Below are 17,347 nucleotides of genomic sequence, written 5' to 3'. Positions count from 1 at the left end.
TAGCGAAATTCCTTGTCGGGTAAGTTCCGACCTGCACGAATGGCGTAACGACTTCTCGACTGTCTCAACCATAGGCCCGGTGAAATTGCACTACGAGTAAAGATGCTCGTTTCGCGCAGCAGGACGGAAAGACCCCGGGACCTTTACTACAGTTTGATATTGGTGTTCGGTTCGGCTTGTGTAGGATAGGTGGGAGACTTTGAAGCGGCCACGCCAGTGGTTGTGGAGTCGTCGTTGAAATACCACTCTGGTCGTGCTGGATGTCTAACCTGGGTCCGTGATCCGGATCAGGGACAGTGTCTGATGGGTAGTTTAACTGGGGCGGTTGCCTCCTAAAGAGTAACGGAGGCGCCCAAAGGTTCCCTCAGCCTGGTTGGCAATCAGGTGTTGAGTGTAAGTGCACAAGGGAGCTTGACTGTGAGACCGACGGGTCGAGCAGGGACGAAAGTCGGGACTAGTGATCCGGCAGTGGCTTGTGGAAGCGCTGTCGCTCAACGGATAAAAGGTACCCCGGGGATAACAGGCTGATCTTCCCCAAGAGTCCATATCGACGGGATGGTTTGGCACCTCGATGTCGGCTCGTCGCATCCTGGGGCTGGAGTCGGTCCCAAGGGTTGGGCTGTTCGCCCATTAAAGCGGTACGCGAGCTGGGTTTAGAACGTCGTGAGACAGTTCGGTCCCTATCCGCTGTGCGCGTAGGAATATTGAGAAGGGCTGTCCCTAGTACGAGAGGACCGGGACGGACGAACCTCTGGTGTGCCAGTTGTCCTGCCAAGGGCATGGCTGGTTGGCTACGTTCGGAAAGGATAACCGCTGAAAGCATCTAAGCGGGAAGCCTGCTTCGAGATGAGTATTCCCACCAACTTGATTGGTTAAGGCTCCCAGTAGACGACTGGGTTGATAGGCCAGATGTGGAAGCCCGGTAACGGGTGGAGCTGACTGGTACTAATAGGCCGAGGGCTTGTCCTCAGTTGCTCGCGTCCACTGTGTTTGTTCTGAAATAACGAACGGCCGTGTTGTGTTCCGGTGTTGGTTAATTTCATAGTGTTTCGGTGGTCATTGCGTTAGGGAAACGCCCGGTTACATTCCGAACCCGGAAGCTAAGCCTTTCAGCGCCGATGGTACTGCAGGGGGGACCCTGTGGGAGAGTAGGACGCCGCCGAACTCCTTTTACGGGAAAGCCCCGTGCCCTTGTGGCACGGGGCTTTTCTGCGTTTCACCCCTCTTTGCTGTCAGGCGGGGGTGACCAGGTGGGTGTCGTAGGCCAGGATGACTGCCTGGACGCGGTCGCGTGATCCCGTTTTGGCGAGGATGCGCGTGACGTGTGTTTTCACCGTTGATTCGGCGAGGTGGAGCCGTTCGGCGATCTCCGTATTGGTCCAGCCCCGGCCGATGACCGTGAGGATTTCCCTTTCCCGTTCGGTGAGGGTCGCGATGCGTGCGTCCAGGGTGAAGGAGCCGCCGGGAACGGTCGGCAGGTGTTGCACATACGCGTCCAGAAGACGGCGGGTGAGGCTGGGGGCGACCACTGCGTCGCCGCTTGCCACAGCTCGGATGCCGGAGAGGAGTTCCTCCGGCAGTGCGTCCTTGATGAGGAAGCCGCTGGCGCCGGCGCGGAGGCCGTCGTACGCGTACCGGTCGAGGTCGAACGTCGTGACGATGAGGACGCGGGTACGGGCACCGGCTCTGATGATGCGTCGGGTGGCTTCGATGCCGTCCAGGAGTGGCATACGGATGTCCATCAGGGCCACGTCCGGATGGTGCCGGGAGACGAGGCTCAGGGCCTCGTGGCCGTTGGCGGCCTCGCCGACGACGGTCATGTCGTCCTGGCTCTCCAGCAGCATGCGGAAGCCGAAGCGTTGCATCGGCTGGTCGTCCGCGATGAGCACGGTCGTCACGAGGGTGTGTCCTCCAGGGGGAGTCGGAGCCGAACCCGCCAGCCGCCGGCGGCTGAATCTGTAGCTGTGGCCTTCGGTAGTGGGCCTGCTTCGAGTGTGCCGTCGTAGAGGGATGCCCGTTCCCGCATCCCGGTGATTCCCTGCCCGCCGCCGTCGGGTCCACCACCGGTGGCGCCCGTGTCCGTGATCAGGGCCTCCAGCTCGGTCGCCCGATAGGTGAGCGTGACCTCCGCGGTCAGTGACGGGTCCGTGCCGGCGTGCTTCAGAGTATTCGTCAGTGCCTCCTGCACCACTCGATAGACCGTCAGCTGGCGTCCCGCGGTGGGCGGGTACGACGGGGGCCTGCCGCGGATGTGCAGGCGTACGGGGAGGCCCGCTGCTCGTACGCCGGTGAGGAGCGTGTCCATGTCGTCGAGGGTCGGCTGCGGGGTGCGGTCGGCCTCGGCGGGGTGGTCGCGCAGGACGCCGAGCAGGCGGCGGAGCTCCGTGAGGGCCTGGCGGCTCGTGGTGCCGATGGCTTCCAGGGCCTGGGCGGCCCGGTCCGGGCTCTTGGCGGCCGCGTACGCGCCGCCGTCCGCGAGGCCCGTGATGACGGACAGGTTGTGGCCGATGATGTCGTGCATCTCCCGGGCGATACGGGTCCGTTCGGCGGCTGCCGCGAGCCGGGCCTGCTGGTCGCGTTCGAGCTCCAGCCGGTGGGCGCGGTCGACCAGGGCCTCCGTGTACTCCTTGCGCGTACGGACCACGATCCCCAGCAGGGACGCCAACGCGAACGCCCAGAGGTGGGGGACGAAGAGTGGGTCCCAGCCGTGCGGGAAGCGCAGCATGCCGACCACGAGCGGGGTGGTCACCACGGCGCCCGCCCACGCCAGGGCCCGCATGGGCAGCCGTAGTGCGATGTTGAAGACGACGATTTCCTGTAGGTAGGCGGCCTGGACGATCGCCCCCGTCCAGACATTGGCCAGGGAGAACGGGGTCATGAACGCCAGCACGGCCAGCGGATGCGTGCGGCGCCACAGCAGCGGTGCGGAGAACGCCACGCTCACCAGCAGAACCAGTGGTTCGGGCGCGCGCGGATCGCCGGCCACGGTGCGCCAGCCGCCGGAGGTGAAGTCGAGTACGGCGAACATCACCCAGAACGTGGTGAGCAGCCCGTTCCAGACCATCGGCCGGCGCAGGTCGAATGCGCGGACACGCTGGAGGAGGCGCTGGATATGCCCGGTCAGCGCGGTGGTGCCCGAAGCCCGGTCCTTGTGTTCGCCCGTCACCCGTCCATCCTCGCGGCCGGCCGCCCCGGCGTCATGCGTCCCGTCGGCGCAGCAGCAGGGCGGCCGCGCACAAGGTTGCCCCGGCCCACAGGCACAGGGCGAGCAGAGCCCCGCCCGCGGGGGCCTCGCCCGGGAGCGGGGTTGCCGAACCGAGGGCGCCCACCGCCTGGGTGGGGAAGTACTTGACGACGCTCTTCACCGCGTCGTACGGAAGCATGGAGAGGACCTCCGGGAGGATCATCACGCCTCCGATGAAGGCGCCGATCGCGCCCGGAACCGAGCGGATCAGGGCGCCGAGCCCGAGCGCGATCAGGCTGAGCAGGGTGATGCCGGCGGAGTTGCCGACGACCGCGCCGAATACGCCCGGGTCGCTGAGCGAGGCCGCCTGGTCGGTGTCGTGGAGGAGGAGCTGGGCGGCGACGAAGGTGAGCAGAGCGGTGGTGAGCATGGCGACGAAGACGGTGACGGTGAAGACCGCCGCCTTCGCCCACAGGACCGGGAGTCTGCGCGGGACCGCGGTGAGCGAGGCGCGGATCAGGCCGGTCGAGTACTCGCCCGCGGTCACCAGGATGCCCAGCACCACGGTGCACAACGTACCGAGCACCGAGCCGTAGAGGACCAGGACCACCGTGTCCACGTCGGAGTCGCCGCCGTCGGAGGTGTACGTCGCGCCCATGACCAGGCCGATGGCGAGAACCAGGACGGACGCCGAGACCAGAGTGATCCAGGAGGAGCGCAGGGAGTGGAGTTTGTGCCACTCGGAGCGCAGGACCCGGGTGGTCGTGACTCGGTAGGGGTTTTGATTCGGGCGTCGGCTCGGGTGGCTGACTGCGGCGGTCATGCGAGGGCTCCGGTCGGTTCGGGGGTGGCGATCCGGTACTCGACCGACTCCTGCGTCAGGTCCATGAAGGCCTGTTCCAAGGAGGCGGTCTGCGGGGTGAGTTCGTACAGGGGGATGGCGTGGGCGGCGGCGGTGCGGCCGATGTGTGCCGCGTCCGTACCGCGGACCTCCAGCCCGTCGGGGGCCGTGGCCGGACCGGGGGTGATCTCGATGCCGGGGCCGGTGAGGAGCTCGCGCAGGGCGTGGGCCTGCGGGGTGACGACCTTGACCGAGGCGCCGCCCGCCGTGGCCACGAAGTCGGCGACCGTCGTGTCGGCGAGGAGCCGGCCGCGGCCGACGATGATCAGATGGTCGGCGGTGAGCGCCATCTCGCTCATCAGGTGCGAGGAGACGAAGACCGTACGGCCCTGCCGGGCAAGGGATCTGAGCAGGTTGCGGATCCACAGCACGCCCTCGGGATCGAGGCCGTTGACCGGTTCGTCCAGGATGAGGGTGGCCGGGTCGCCGAGCAGTGCCGCGGCGATGCCGAGGCGTTGGCCCATACCGAGCGAGAAGCCCTTGATCCGTTTGTGGGCGACCGCGGTCAGGCCCGCCAGGTCGAGGACGTGTTCGGCGCGGCTGCGCGGGATGCCGTGGGTGTGGGCGAGCGCCATGAGGTGGTTGAACGCGGTCCGGCCGGGGTGGACGGAGCGGGCCTCCAGGAGCGCGCCGACCTCGGTGAGCGGTGCGCTGTGGGCGGCGTACGCCCGTCCGCCGATCGTCGAGCGGCCGCGGGTCGGGGCGTCCAGGCCGAGCAGCATGCGCATCGTCGTCGACTTCCCGGCGCCGTTCGGGCCGAGAAATCCGGTGACGGTGCCGGGCTGGACCGTGAAGTCGAGGTCCTGGACGACGGTGGAGTCTCCGTACCTCTTGGTGAGTTCGTATGCCCTGATCATGCGGTCGACGCTACGGAGGGGGCCCGCCGCGGGCGTCGGACCTGGGGCGGGATGTGGCGGTGCGTGTAGTACCGGGGTACGACGCGGGGGCGGTCGGGGGCCGTGAATGTTGTTTGCGCAGGTCGGGTGGGGAAGGGAAGGATCGGCGGATGGAACATGTGATCCGAGCCGTACGCGCCGATGAATGGTCCCTGGTCAAGGAGTTGCGGCTGGCGGCGCTGCAGGACCCGGCTGCGCCGGTGGCCTTTCTGGAGACGTACGCGCAGGGTGCGGCCCAGCCCGACGCGTTCTGGCAGGACCGGGCGCTCGGCGCGTCCGAGGACGGGAGCGGTGAAGTGCGGCAGTTCGTCGCCGTTGCGCCCGACGGGCGGTGGGACGGCGGCGTCACCGTGCTGATCGAGCGGCCGGACGCGGAGGTGCGGTTCGGGGCGGCGGTCGATGTCCACCAGGCGCATGTGGTCGGTGTGTTCGTACGGCCCGAGGCACGGGGCGAGGGCCTGGCTGAGGAGCTGTTCCGGGCCGGGACGGACTGGGCGTGGTCGCTGGTGGAGCCGCGGATCGAGCGGGTGCGGCTGTATGTGCACGAGGACAATGCGCGGGCTGCGGCGCTCTATCGGCGGATCGGGTTTGTGGCCACCGGGGAGTCGGTGCCTGTGCCGGGCGACCCGTCTGCGCGGGAGCTGGAGTATGCGGTGGGGCGGCCGGTATAGGTGCGTGGCGCCGGGTTCGCCCGGCTAGCGTGAGCCGGTGAGGTCTTGGGGCCAGCGGGCGCGGGCCTGTTCCTGGGAGCGGAGGAGGGCCAGGGTCGGCAGGCCCTGGGCCCGGCCGGTCGACAGCAGCTCCGGGAGCCGGGGCAGTGGCGCCACCGCGGCGACGTCGTCGAGTACGAGCGTCATTGGTGGGTCGAGCCGACCGTCGGTTGACCGTGCGGCCATGCGGCGGCCGTGCTCGACCACGTGCGAGGCGAGTGCCGTGAGCAGGGGCATTGCTCCGGGACCCGAGCGGGGATCCTCGATCGGTTCACCCACCACATAAAGGGTGCCCCCCTCGCCCGCAAAAGATTCCAGCACGAGCGAATCGGCCCGGTTCGGTGTGCAGGCCTCGCGGATGTGGACCGAGGAGAGCGCGGCGAAGGCCCGTACCGTCAATTCCTGTGCCATCTCGCGGCGTTCGGGATGGGCGGTGAGTGCGGACTCCAGCACGCCGGCGAGCCCGGAGGCTGCCTTGGGGTGGGTACGGAGCAGGCGCACCGGTTCGTGAGCGCTGCCGCCGAGGGCCCAGCGGTGGACCTGGCGGAAGGGCCTGCCGTCGATGGCGGCGGCGTGCAGCCAGCACTTCAGGAGCGTTTCCGCGGTGTCGGCCGTCGTCGCGTCGATCCGGGCCTGCGGCCGGACCGGGGCGAGAAGCGCGGCGGAGCGGGCGGCGGCCGTGTCGGGCTGTTCGCAGCCGGCCGTGGGGGACCAGTGGAGGCGGGCCGGGGTGTCGCAGAGGTGGCCCGGGTCGTAGACGAGGACCGGGCCGAGCTTGGCGCGGGCGTCCTTCGTCTCGGCCCAGACGGTGGGGTCGGAGGTGACGACGAGCGCGGGCCCGTCGGCCTCCTGGATCGCCTGGATGGCGGTGGGGCGGCGGGTGGCGGCCGGTCCGTAGACGACGAGGGGGGTGCGGGGAGAGGGAAGGGGGGAGGGAGCGGGCTCGGGCGGGGTGTGCTCCACGGGTACGGGCGCGGGTGCAGGTGCGGGCACGGCCTCCGGGGAGTGGGTCGTCGGTCGAGGCTGCGGCTCCGGCGTTGGCTGCGGCTCCGTCTGCTGTGGGTTCTGGGCCTCGGGCCGGGGCTCCTGCCGCTGGGGCGGTACGGGCATGTCCTCGTCCCCGTACCGTTCGCTCCGCTGCCGTGCCCGTACCAGCCGCCAACGGGTCACCACCCCTATCACGAAGACCGTCAGCACCAGCAGCACCATCAGTTCGCCTATGAACAGGCCCCAGAACAGTCCGTACCCGGAGAGCTCGCCCGCCGGGGTGTTCGGCCAGGCGGCCGGGATGTCGTGCGGTGTGGTGACGAGTTGTCGCATCGCCGGGGGGGTCTCGGCGAGGGTGACCCCCTCCGGCCAGGCGCCGTGCGTGAACAGTCCGGCCAGGCCGGTGGCCGTCCATGCCAGCAGCGTCAGCCCGAGCAGGAAGGCCAGCAGGCCGATCAGCAGGCCGTCCGGGATGCCTCCGCCGCCTCCACTGCCGCCGGTACGTACCTCGCCGCGCCCTGCCATGTCATGCCACCGTTGACTCGGACGACTCGTTCAGTCGTTGTTGGTGCTCGATCCGTGCCGCGCGCTGCTCAGCCTCCAGCTCGGCGGCGCGTACGTCCTCCGGGAGGAGTTCGGCCGCGGAGGACTCGGTCATCGCGCGGTCGGTGAAGACCAGGGGGCGTTCCGCCTCGGTGATCAGGTGTTTGACCACCTGGACGTTGCCGTTGACGTCCCAGACCGCGATGCCGGGGGTGAGGGTCGGGATGATCTCGACCGCCCATCTGGGCAGACCGAGCACGAGTCCCGTGGCTCTGGCCTCGTCGGCCTTCTGGGCATAGATCGTGCGGGTCGATGCCATTTTGAGGATCGCCGCGGCCTCGCGGGCCGCCGCGCCGTCGACGACGTCGCTGAGGTGGTGGACGACGGCCACGAACGACAGACCCAGCCGGCGCCCGAACTTCAGCAGGCGCTGGAAGAGCTGGGCCACGAAGGGCGAGTTGATGATGTGCCAGGCCTCCTCGACCAGGAAGATGCGTTTCTTCCGGTCGGGCCTGATCCAGGTGTGTTCCAGCCAGACGCCGACGATCGCCATCAGGATCGGCATCGCGATCGAGTTCCGGTCGATGTGTGACAGGTCGAAGACGATCAGCGGGGCGTCGAGGTCGATGCCGACGCTCGTCGGTCCGTCGAACATGCCGCGCAGGTCACCGTCGACCAGGCGGTCCAGGACGAGGGCGACATCCAGGCCCCAGGCCCGTACGTCGTCTATGTCGACGTTCATCGCCTCGGCGGACTCGGGCTCCGGGTGGCGCAGCTGGTCGACGATGTCGGTCAGGACCGGCTGTCGGTCGCTGATCGTCTCGTTGACGTAAGCGTGGGCGACCTTCAGCGCGAAGCCGGACCGTTCGTCCAGGCCGTGCCCCATGGCGACTTCGATGATCGTACGGAGCAGGGCGAGCTGGCCGGTCGTGGTGATCGCGGGGTCGAGCGGGTTGAGCCGGATGCCGCCGTTGAGCGCGGAGGTCGGGTCGAGGCGGATCGGGGTGAGGCCGAGCTCCTGGGCGATGAGGTTCCACTCGCCGACGCCGTCCTCGCCCTGGGCGTCCAGGACGACGACCTGGCGGTCGCGGAAGCGGAGCTGGCGGAGCACGTACGTCTTCTCCAGCGCGGACTTGCCGTTGCCGGACTCGCCGAGCACCAGCCAGTGCGGAGCGGGCAGCTGCTGACCGTACAGCTGGAAGGGGTCGTAGATGTAGCCCTTGCCGGAGTACACCTCGCGGCCGATGATCACGCCGGAGTCACCGAGGCCGGGGGCCGCGGTGGGCAGGTAGACGGCCTGGGCCTGTCCGGTCGATGTACGGACGGGCAGCCTGGTCGTCTCCACCTTCCCGAAGAGGAAGGCGGTGAAGGCGTCCGACAGCGCGGACAGCGGATCTCGCATGGCGTGACCGACCTCCCTCTCGTTTCTCTCGGTTGTTTGCGGTCAGCGACGGATGCCGGTGGCGAACGGCAGGGTGTTCACGAAGGCGCGGTGGTGCTCGCGGTCGCACCACTCCAGTTTGAGATACGACTTTCCGGCCGAGGCCCGGATCGTCCGCTTGTCGCGGGCCAGGGATTCGGGTGAACGCGAGGACACGGTGATGTACCCCACCAGGTTCACTCCGGCCGCGCCGCTCGCGAGATCTTCACCCCGCTGGTCGAGCCGGCCGTGCGCGGCGATGTCGCGCGGGTCGACGGTGCGGTTCATCTTGGCCTGACGGCTGGCTTCCGCCTCGTCGTTGGTCTTCTCGGTGAGCATCCGCTCGATGGCGACCTCGGTGGGTTCGAGGTCCATGCAGACCGCGACCGTACGGATCACATCAGGTGTGTGGACGAGCAGCGGGGCCAGGAAGTTGACGCCGACGGGCGTCATCGGCCACTCCTTCACCCAGGCCGTGGAGTGGCACCAGGGCGCCCGGGTGGCCGACTCGCGGGTCTTGGCCTGGAGGAACGTCGCTTCGACCGCGTCCAGTTCGGCGGGCCAGGCGTTGCGCTTGGTCATGGCCTGGATGTGGTCGATGGGGTGGTCGGGGTCATACATCGAATGCACGAGGGAGGCGAGCCGGCTCTGGCCGAGCGGCTGGCGCACCCGGATGTCGGCCTCGGCGAGGCGGGCGCAGATGTCGGTGAGTTCGCGCGCCATGACGACGGCGAGACCCGCGTCCCGGTCCAGTTTGCGGCCGGCCTGGGGGCGGGCGGCACGGGCCATGGCATTGGCCTCGGCGGCCAGCTCACGGGTGTAGTGCATGCAGGCGACGAGGTAGGCGCGGTGCTGCTCGCTGGAGGTGGAGACCATGGACTGCAGCTGGTCGTACGACTCCTGCAGCCAGCCCGGGGACGCCTTGTCGCCGCGCTGGGCGACGTCCTTGGCGTGGGCGTCGGGGTCGGCGGGGAGGGTGCGGGCAAGCATCTGAATGCGGGTCACGAAGCCGTCGCCGTTGGCGACATGCTTCAGCAGCGTGCCGAACCGGTCGACGAGCGCTTCCTGGTCCTCGCTGTCGCGCAGCCCGACGCCGGGGCCCTCGATCTCGATCGCGGCGGTCACGGTGCGGCGGTCGGCGTGCAGGAGTACGGCGATCTCGTCCGGGCCGAAGGGGGCGGCGAGCCAGTTGATCCGGCCGATGCCGGGGGGCGGCCCGATCTCGACCTCGCGCCCGTCGGCGCCGATGCCCGCCTCCATGGCGGCGGAGCGGTAGGTCGTACCGCGGCGCAGGGTGCGCTTGTAGCTGCGGTTGATCTCGAACCACTTGTAGAAGGTGCGGTGCTTGTACGGGAGGTACACGATCGCGAGGGCGAGGAGGGGGAAGCCCGCGAGCAGCACGATCCGCGGGGCCAGGTAGGGGACGAGCAGTCCGCTCATCATGCCGAAGAATGCACCGGCGATGATCAGCGCGATCTCGCCGGTCTCGCGGTTCTTGCCGACGATCGCGTTCGGCCGGGCCCGGCCGATGAGATACGTACGGCGGGGCGCGATCGTGTGGGACTGAGTCGTCAACGCCCCCCACCTCCCGTGCTGTTGTTACCTGAACTGCCTGATCCGCCACCTCGGGGGGAGCGGCTGCCGTGGGGGGTGCCGGAGGTCGGTCCCGATCCGCTGCGGGGCGGAGGTGCGGCGGAGGGGACAGATCCGCCGCCGACTCCGCTCCCGCCGCCGGAGTTACGGGAGCTGTGGGCGGCGACACCGCCGCTGACCGCGTTGGCGGGCCTGGCCCCGCCGCTGCCGCTGTCGCCGCTGTTCTGGCCGCTGCGGCTGCTGTGGGTCTTGATGCCCTGGGAGACGAGAGCGGCAGGGGAGCTGATCATCGCGGCGGCCTGGGAGCCGTCGGTGGCCTGCTTGCGGTTGGTGCGGGCGCCCTGGATCTCGTCGCCGAAGCCGGGGACGAACCGGTAGATCATCGCGGAGGCGAAGATCGCGAGCAGGATGATGGCGAGACCGGACACGACGGAGGAGAACGCGTTCGGCCCGTCGTCCCCGGAGAGTGCGCCGGCCAGCCCCAGAACGATGACGATGACCGGCTTCACCATGATCACCGCGATCATGATGCCCGCCCAGCGGCGTACGTGGCCCCACATGTTCTTGTCGACGAGCCCCGCGTAGACGACGGTGCCGAGGAGGGCGCCCACGTAGAGCAGGGCGGCGCGGATGACGAGCTCCAGGTAGAGGACGCCCGCGGCGAGGATCGAGACGAGCGAGACGACGATCAGCATGATCGGTCCGCCGCCGATGTCGGAGCCCTTCTTGAGCGCTTCGGCGAACGACCCGAAGAAGACGTCGGCCTTGTTTCCCGTGGCGGAGGCGATCACGTCACTGACGCCGTCAGTGGCTGATACGACCACGTAGAGGACGAGTGGGGTGAAGGCTGAGGCGATGACCGTCAGCCAGAGGAATCCGATGGCTTCGGAGATCGCGGTGGTGAGCGGGACACCACGGATGGCGCGCTTGGCGACGGCGAACAGCCACAGGACGAGCGTGAGGATGGCGGAGGCCGCGAACACGATCGCGTACTGCTGCCGGAAGGTCTCGTTGGTGAAGTCGACGTTCGCGGTTTGCTTCACGGCCTCGCTGAGCTTGCCGACGATCCATGCGGCGGCGTCGGCGCAGCCGCGGGCGAGGGAGGAGAGGGGGTCCAGGGAGTTGTCGAGGGTGGTGGAGGGGTCGTTTTTGGGGGCGCCTGCGTCGCCTTTTTCGCAGTAGTCCTTGGCGGGGCCGACGATGAGGTCGCACTTGTCCTTGTCGGACGGCGTGGCCGAGGGGGTGGGCGTCGGCGCCGCTGCTGCACGAGTCGCCAGGATTACGGCCGTTGCCTGGATACTTGCCAGGACCGCACCGACTTTGAGTGCGAGACGTGAATTAGCGGGCATAGGTGAACCCTCCGTACTCCTCGACAGCCTTGGCGATCTCATCGGCGTTGGAGGCCGTACGGTCGGTGTTGACCGGCGCGGGTCCCTCCTTCTGGGAGAAGCTGTCGACCTTCCAGTCGTTGCCTTCCCACTGGAGTTTCAGCGTCATGGTGAACCAGTCGTTACTCACCGGGTTGGTGGAGCTGACACCCGCTGTGCCGAAGACCCCTGTGCACCAGACCTCCACAGTGGTGGAGCTATCCGAGGACTCGGTCACTTTGGTTCCGACCGGAGCAGTCCGCGAAACGTAGGTCATGCCGGTAGCTGCGTTGCCGTTCTCGTCAAGGCCGATCTTGTCGAGGAAGTCCTTGCTGTACGCCTGATTGAACTTGGTTTCAAGCTCGTCGACTCTGGCGGGAACGAAGACCTGGCGTACGATCTGGGCACGCCTGGACGGCTTGAGGATGTCCGCGGAAACGAGCGCCACGGAGTAGTTCGCGGCAGCGCTCTGCGCACCCTGGTCGTCGTGGGCGAAGCCCGACGCGATGGTGCCGTTCTTACCATCAACCGGCTTCGTCCCCGTGGCCGCCGTGGACGACGAATCCGGCTTGCTCCCCCCGTTCCCCGAGCCGCCACTGCCGTCTCCGCCGCCTCCGCCCATGTTCGCGAACGCGATAGCCGCGATCAGGAGGACGACCACGCCGACCACCGTGACAAGCGAGCGGGAGTTGCGGGCGGGGCGGCGGGGGGCGGTGTAGCCGTCGCCGCCCTCCCCGTCGGGAAGGCGGGTACGGGTCTGGCGCGTACCGCCGATGGTGCTGTATCCATCGTCCGTACGGCCTGAACCGCTGCCGTAGCCGTTCTCGTCGCCGGGACTCATGCCGCGTACGCCCCCTCAACCGTTTCCTGAACCGGGTAGTACGACGGTAGCCGTGCGGGTTCCCGCGCGGACGCGGTGTGGTGACTCGACATCAGAGAAACGTAACCTCTGCGGGTGGGCACGACGGACGGATGGTGTGGGAGTGGGCGGGAGCGCCCCTGACATGGGATGACAGCCGGTCAGACGGCCATCCCGTAGACGATGGTGAACAAGGTGCCCAGCGATCCGATGATGAACACACCGGTGAGACCGGCAACGATCAGCCCCTTGCCCTGCTCCGCGCTGAATGTGTCGCGCAGTGCCGTGGCGCCGATGCGCTGCTTTGCCGCACCCCAGACCGCGATGCCGAGGCAGAGCAGGATGGCAATGGCCATCACGACCTCGATCATTACGCGGGCCTCGTTGCCCAAGGTCCCGAACGGCCCCCAGTTCGGGGCGATTCCGCCGATGATGGTGGTGATGTCGCCCTTTTCAGCTGCCAGGATCATGTAAGTCACCGCCCCTGTTGGGTAGTTCGTTGCCCCTGCCACACGACACGGGTCGCTCTCTATCTTCGCTGATGAAATTGCTTTCGTACGACGGCTTGACGGCTCTCTTTACCCGGATCTCGCACGTTTGACCGGTCCGACCCCCCTGACCTGCGGATCGAATCGGTGTATGACCGAATACGTATGGTTACTCTGTGTATCACGGAGGGTGACCCCGGGCAATGACTGTCATCCCGCCACCCTGGCCGAGACTCTTAGGCAGGGCTGGTCAGCGCAGTGGCTGGTCAGAGCAGGGGGTGGCGTGGAACGGGTGGCCGGGGTGGTGTCGTCCAGGTCGGCGGCGGCCGGAAATCGCACCAGGTGCCGTCGAAGGGAAACGTTCCGGCCTCGGCGAGCCGTACGACCGAGGTGCCCTCGCCTCGGATGGCTGACGCTTCGTCGGCCGACCAGTAGGCCGGGTCACCGGTCTTCTCGGCGAAGGACTGCTCGTCCTTCCACCGCCAGCTCCGGTCCGGGGCCACATTGATGTCGAGTTCGTGGTCGGTGATGTCGATGTCGTCGCCGTGGTGGACCCGGCGCTCCAGATTTACGTACCAGCCACGGAACTTCTGTCTGCGGCCGAAGAGCCAGAGGACGGAGTGCGCGGCACCGGTCGGCTGATAGAAGAGCGCGCTGCCCATCGGCCACCGGTCGGCGACCAAGGGGTACCCGCCGGGCGGGCGCTCGTGCGGGGCGATGTCCCGCAGGTGCGCCCCGCGCGGAAGCTTCGTACGCCACATCGGTGTGCCGGTCTCCATCCACACCAGCTGGCCCGCCTCGGTGCGCTCTACGAGACGTACGGGCACCGAGGCGCTCAGGTGTCCGCCGATGAAGAAGTTCCAGCGGAGTATCCGGCCCGGGTCGTCGTTCATCCGTTGATCATGCCCGCGGTGGAGCGGGCGGACACGTGGCCAGGGAGGTCAGGGACGAGTCACCACTGAAGGACCGGTGTCGGCCTTCCGATGGGCTCCGCCGCGGTGGCCCAGAGCAGTACCGCGCACAGGAACGCCGCTCCGGCGAACACCAGCGGGCGCGCGAGGGCGTCTTCCCGTGCGCCGGCCAGCAGCGCGGCATCCGGTGCGGCGCTCGGTGCTGCGCCCGGCACGGTGGGTGGAGGCAGACGGGTTGCGATGGCGTAGCAGGCGCAGGCCGGCAGCGTGGCTCCGAGAGCGTCGCTGGGCCGGTGCCAGTAGAGCGCCTGTGCGGCGGCGGCGGTGACCGCGAGCCGGGCAGACTTGCTTGACCGCGGCCTCTCGATGCAACACGAGGTCCCGAGCTCACCAGACCGTGCCCATCCCGCTGCTACCCAGCCGCTCCATCAGCTCGAAGCGCTTGTCAATGACCCGCCCGCTCCCGCCATCGATCACGCTGGGAGCCCACGCGCGCCGGTGTCGGCCGCAGCCCATCTGTCGCCGTAATCCGCGATTGCGAAAGCGAGTTGGCGCTGTGTAATGCCGAGGTAACAGTCGATTCCGCCTTGCTGCCGGTGGATGGTGGTGGTGGGATCATCGGTGCGGTCCCGAGAAGACGGGGGCTGGCGCGGCGAGTGTGGATTGACGGTCGGCCGAGCGGGAGGGCGTGGGTGGTTTTGCGGGTTCTGGGCGGCCGTTACGAGTTGGTTGCGTTCGTCGGCCGGGGCGGTATGGGGGAGGTCTGGGAAGGCCGCGATCGTCTGATCGAGCGCCGCGTCGCGGTCAAGCTGCTGCCGCACAACCGGCGCGACACTACCGGCGCCCAGTTGTTCTTCCGCGAGGCCCGAACCGCCGGCAGGCTGAACCACACGGGCGTGGTGACGGTCTTCGACCTGGGCCAGGACCCCGACGACGGCACCCTCTACCTGGTGATGGAGTTCCTCACCGGGCGGGACCTGGACATGGTGCTCCGCGAGGACGGCCCACCCCAGGTGCCCACTGCCGTGGGCTGGGCGGCACAGACCGCCGAAGCCTTGCAGGCCGCCCACGCAGCCGGGATCGTGCACCGGGACCTGAAACCGGCGAACCTCATGCTCACCCCGGACGGCCGGATCAAGATCCTCGACTTCGGCATCGCCCGGTACATGGCGTCCACACACAAGTCGAGCAAGGTCATCGGCACGCTCGCCTACATGCCGCCCGAACGTTTCGGCGATCTCCCCCCGGATGCCCGCTCCGACCTGTACTCCCTGGGCTGCGTGCTCCACGAACTCCTCACCGGAAGCACCCCCTTCCAGGCCACCGAGCCAGTCGCGATGATGGCCGCTCACCTGAACACGACCCCGGAGCCACCGGGCCATGCTCGCCCCGGTGTGCCCACCGCCCTGGACGACCTGGTGATGGCTCTCCTCGCCAAGGACCCCGGCGACCGTCCCGCATCAGCGGCCGAGGTCTGCGACCGCCTCCGCGAACTATCCACCGCAACCCCGGCATCCGGTGCCGGATCCGACCTGTCCGGCGCGGACACGAAGACCGTCACCAGTCCGCTCACCGGTGCCGGTCCCGGCGCAGCCCGAACGCTGGTGCCCGTGCCGGGACCGGGCGCAGGCACGCCGATGCCAGCGGGGCGCATCAGCCGTCGCACCGCGCTGCGGCTCGGCATCGGCGCCGGTATCACCGCCGCCCTCGGTACCGGTGTCGCCGCCGCCGTCAACCTGTTCGACCACAACACCACTGACCACAAGACCCCCGAGGTCGCCTCCAAGATCCCGGACCCACGGCTCCGGTGGCGATACGCCACCGGAGATGCGGTCACGTCGTCGCCGGCGGTGGTTGACGGGGTCGTGTACATCGGCAGCACCGACGGGAGCGTGTACGCCCTGGACGCGGCCACCGGGAAGAAGAAGTGGGCCTACGTCACCGGCGACAAGGTCGAAGGGACGCCGGCGGTGGTTGACGGGGTCGTGTACATCGGCAGCACCGACGGGAGCGTGTACGCCCTGGATGCCGCCACTGGGGAGAGGAAGTGGGCCTACGCCACCGGCGACAAGCTCGAAGCGGCGCCGACGGCGGTCGACGGGGTGGTGTACATCGCTGGAAACAAGTCCGTGACAGCTCTGAACGCGGCTACCGGGAACGAGAAATGGGCCGTCTCCTGCGATTCCGGCCTCGAGTTGCCGGCGGTGGATGACGGGGTGGTGTACATCGCCGGCTATAGCTCCGTGACGGCCTTGGCCGCGGCCACCGGGGACGAGAAATGGACACGCCGCGCAAGTGACTGGGGCTTCGACAGAAACGACGCGTGGGACCTCACACCAGAGGACTGGCGCTTCACGTCGCCGACGGTGGCCGACGGGGTGGTGTATGTCGGTAGCAGCAAGAGGGTGTACGCCTTGGACGCGGCCACCGGGAACAAGAAATGGGCCTACGCCACCGGTGGCGCGGTCGGGTCGTCACCGACGGTGGCCGACAAGGTCGTGTACGTCGGGTGCAGCAGCAAGAGGGTGTACGCCTTGGACGCGGTCACCGGGAACAAGAAATGGGTCTTCGACACCGGTGGCGAGGTCGAAGGGGCGCCGATGGTGGCCGATGGAGTTGTGTACATCGGCAGCTTTGACCACAACGTGTACGCCTTGGACGCGGCCACCGGGAACAAGAAGTGGGCCTACGCCACCGGCGACAGGGTCCAGTCATCGCCGGCGGTGGTCGATGGAGTCGTGTACGTCGGCAGTTTCGACCACAACGTGCACGCCCTGAAGGCTACTGTCGAGGACAGCCCGACATAGCTCCCACGCCAGCCTGACGGCCTGCGGCTTCAGGCTGAAAGCTCCCCATCGGTATCGGTCAGGCATGGGCGCACGGTGCGGTGGGACCGCTTGCCAGGGCGAGGCAATTTTCTTTGAGGCGTGATCAAGTGTGCGAGGCCGAACAGCCCGGCTCCGCTGTGGTGCCGATCGCAACGTGGACAGCCACGGGTGTGTGGCGGGGCGGCGCACTATCGGAGAGGCAGCGCTCGATTGCCGACTCCGGTCAGGCCGGTGCCACTGTGTCCTGGTCGCCGTCGAGTTCGGCGAAGTGGTCGAATTCGCCGGCGAGGACGCCCTTGGTGAAGGCGTCCCATTTCGTGCGGGTGGTGGTGACGATGTTGGTGGGGTCGCCGGTCTCGCGGAGGTGGACGAGTTGGTCCGGGCCGAAGGCGATCTCGATCCAGGGACCGGGGCCCTCGTCGCCCTCGGGGGCGGCGCGGGTCCAGGTGAGGTCGGCGGGGATGTCAGCCATGGGTGCGGCTCTCCTTGAGGGTGTGTACGAGGGCTGCCCAGGCGGCGGGCGTGGTGCGGAGTATCGCTCCGGTCGGGTCGCCGGACTCGGTGAGTTCTATTGCTCCGGTGCGGGCAGCGGCTACGTGCACGCAGGCTTCGCCCTGTGCACAGTAGGACGACCTCTGCCAGGTGTGTGCGGACATCGTG

The 17,347-nt window shown here is 68.3% G+C and carries 16 protein-coding genes and 2 rRNA genes (1 of these 18 cut by a window edge); 4 read left to right on the top strand and 14 right to left on the bottom strand.

The window, feature by feature from the left end; all coding sequences use genetic code 11:
- Both NRF20_RS21585 and rrf read left to right on the top strand, forming a co-directional pair.
- Positions 1-969: ribosomal RNA gene (locus NRF20_RS21585) — 23S ribosomal RNA — on the top strand (it extends 2,156 nt beyond the left edge of the window).
- A 79-nt stretch (positions 970-1,048) separates the two neighbouring features.
- Positions 1,049-1,165, top strand: a 5S ribosomal RNA gene (gene rrf, locus NRF20_RS21580).
- 67 nt (positions 1,166-1,232) lie between these two features.
- Here the strand turns inward: rrf and NRF20_RS21575 are convergent.
- Genes NRF20_RS21575 through NRF20_RS21560 form a run of 4 tightly spaced genes read right to left on the bottom strand, consistent with a single transcriptional unit; the run spans position 1,233 to position 4,942 of the window.
- A complete protein-coding gene (locus NRF20_RS21575; RefSeq protein WP_398629992.1) occupies positions 1,233-1,898 on the bottom strand; it encodes a response regulator in 666 nt (221 codons plus the stop codon).
- Complete coding sequence (locus NRF20_RS21570; protein ID WP_398629993.1) at positions 1,895-3,166, bottom strand: sensor histidine kinase; 1,272 nt, start codon at positions 3,164-3,166, stop codon at positions 1,895-1,897. The genes NRF20_RS21575 and NRF20_RS21570 overlap by 4 nt, the downstream gene beginning before the upstream one ends.
- A gap of 31 nt (positions 3,167-3,197) precedes the next feature.
- Entirely contained in the window at positions 3,198-4,007 is an 810-nt protein-coding gene (locus NRF20_RS21565) for an ABC transporter permease (protein WP_413753108.1), read from the bottom strand.
- Positions 4,004-4,942: an ATP-binding cassette domain-containing protein gene (locus tag NRF20_RS21560; RefSeq protein WP_398629995.1), complete on the bottom strand. Its 939-nt coding sequence runs from the start codon at positions 4,940-4,942 to the stop codon at positions 4,004-4,006. Before NRF20_RS21560 ends, NRF20_RS21565 begins: the two co-directional genes overlap by 4 nt.
- Positions 4,943-5,091: 149 nt before the next feature.
- Between NRF20_RS21560 and NRF20_RS21555 the strand changes: the two genes are divergently transcribed.
- Positions 5,092-5,652 carry a GNAT family N-acetyltransferase gene (locus NRF20_RS21555; RefSeq protein ID WP_413753107.1) on the top strand — a complete coding sequence of 187 codons (561 nt, stop codon included), beginning with the start codon at positions 5,092-5,094 and terminating at the stop codon, positions 5,650-5,652.
- Positions 5,653-5,676: 24 nt separating this feature from the next.
- Here the strand turns inward: NRF20_RS21555 and NRF20_RS21550 are convergent, their stop codons facing one another.
- From NRF20_RS21550 to NRF20_RS21515, 8 genes are all read right to left on the bottom strand, one after another.
- The gene (locus NRF20_RS21550; protein WP_398629997.1) at positions 5,677-7,203 is read right to left on the bottom strand and encodes a TraM recognition domain-containing protein; all 1,527 of its coding nucleotides are present in this window, start codon (positions 7,201-7,203) and stop codon (positions 5,677-5,679) included.
- Between the two features lies 1 nt (position 7,204).
- A complete protein-coding gene (locus tag NRF20_RS21545) occupies positions 7,205-8,623 on the bottom strand; it encodes an ATP-binding protein (RefSeq protein WP_398629998.1) in 1,419 nt (472 codons plus the stop codon).
- Positions 8,624-8,665: 42 nt separating this feature from the next.
- Positions 8,666-10,216, bottom strand: a complete 1,551-nt coding sequence (locus NRF20_RS21540) for an SCO6880 family protein (RefSeq protein ID WP_398629999.1) — start codon at positions 10,214-10,216, stop codon at positions 8,666-8,668.
- Complete coding sequence (locus tag NRF20_RS21535) at positions 10,213-11,583, bottom strand: hypothetical protein (protein ID WP_413753106.1); 1,371 nt, start codon at positions 11,581-11,583, stop codon at positions 10,213-10,215. Before NRF20_RS21535 ends, NRF20_RS21540 begins: the two co-directional genes overlap by 4 nt.
- On the bottom strand, positions 11,573-12,442 hold the full coding sequence (locus tag NRF20_RS21530; protein ID WP_398630001.1) for a hypothetical protein: 870 nt from the start codon (positions 12,440-12,442) through the stop codon (positions 11,573-11,575). The genes NRF20_RS21535 and NRF20_RS21530 overlap by 11 nt, the downstream gene beginning before the upstream one ends.
- Positions 12,443-12,621: 179 nt before the next feature.
- Complete coding sequence (locus NRF20_RS21525; RefSeq protein ID WP_018101695.1) at positions 12,622-12,930, bottom strand: hypothetical protein; 309 nt, start codon at positions 12,928-12,930, stop codon at positions 12,622-12,624.
- Positions 12,931-13,214: 284 nt separating this feature from the next.
- Entirely contained in the window at positions 13,215-13,841 is a 627-nt protein-coding gene (locus NRF20_RS21520) for a DUF402 domain-containing protein (protein ID WP_398630002.1), read from the bottom strand.
- Between the two features lie 59 nt (positions 13,842-13,900).
- On the bottom strand, positions 13,901-14,074 hold the full coding sequence (locus NRF20_RS21515) for a hypothetical protein (RefSeq protein WP_398630003.1): 174 nt from the start codon (positions 14,072-14,074) through the stop codon (positions 13,901-13,903).
- A 477-nt stretch (positions 14,075-14,551) separates the two neighbouring features.
- Between NRF20_RS21515 and NRF20_RS21510 the strand changes: the two genes are divergently transcribed.
- Complete coding sequence (locus NRF20_RS21510) at positions 14,552-16,666, top strand: PQQ-binding-like beta-propeller repeat protein (protein WP_413753105.1); 2,115 nt, start codon at positions 14,552-14,554, stop codon at positions 16,664-16,666.
- A 244-nt stretch (positions 16,667-16,910) separates the two neighbouring features.
- On the opposite strand, the gene NRF20_RS21505 is transcribed toward NRF20_RS21510, so the two are convergent.
- Both NRF20_RS21505 and NRF20_RS21500 read right to left on the bottom strand, forming a co-directional pair.
- On the bottom strand, positions 16,911-17,159 hold the full coding sequence (locus tag NRF20_RS21505) for a DUF397 domain-containing protein (RefSeq protein ID WP_398630005.1): 249 nt from the start codon (positions 17,157-17,159) through the stop codon (positions 16,911-16,913).
- Positions 17,152-17,343, bottom strand: coding sequence for a DUF397 domain-containing protein (locus NRF20_RS21500; RefSeq protein ID WP_398630006.1), 192 nt, complete (start codon positions 17,341-17,343; stop codon positions 17,152-17,154). The genes NRF20_RS21505 and NRF20_RS21500 overlap by 8 nt, the downstream gene beginning before the upstream one ends.
- Positions 17,344-17,347: the final 4 nt, after the last annotated feature.

The sequence above is a fragment of the Streptomyces sp. R-74717 genome (assembly GCF_047305335.1).
GTDB classification, from domain to species: Bacteria; Actinomycetota; Actinomycetes; order Streptomycetales; family Streptomycetaceae; genus Streptomyces; species Streptomyces atratus.
Note: the sequence above shows the minus strand (reverse complement) of the source record. Positions and strands in the feature narration are given on the sequence as shown.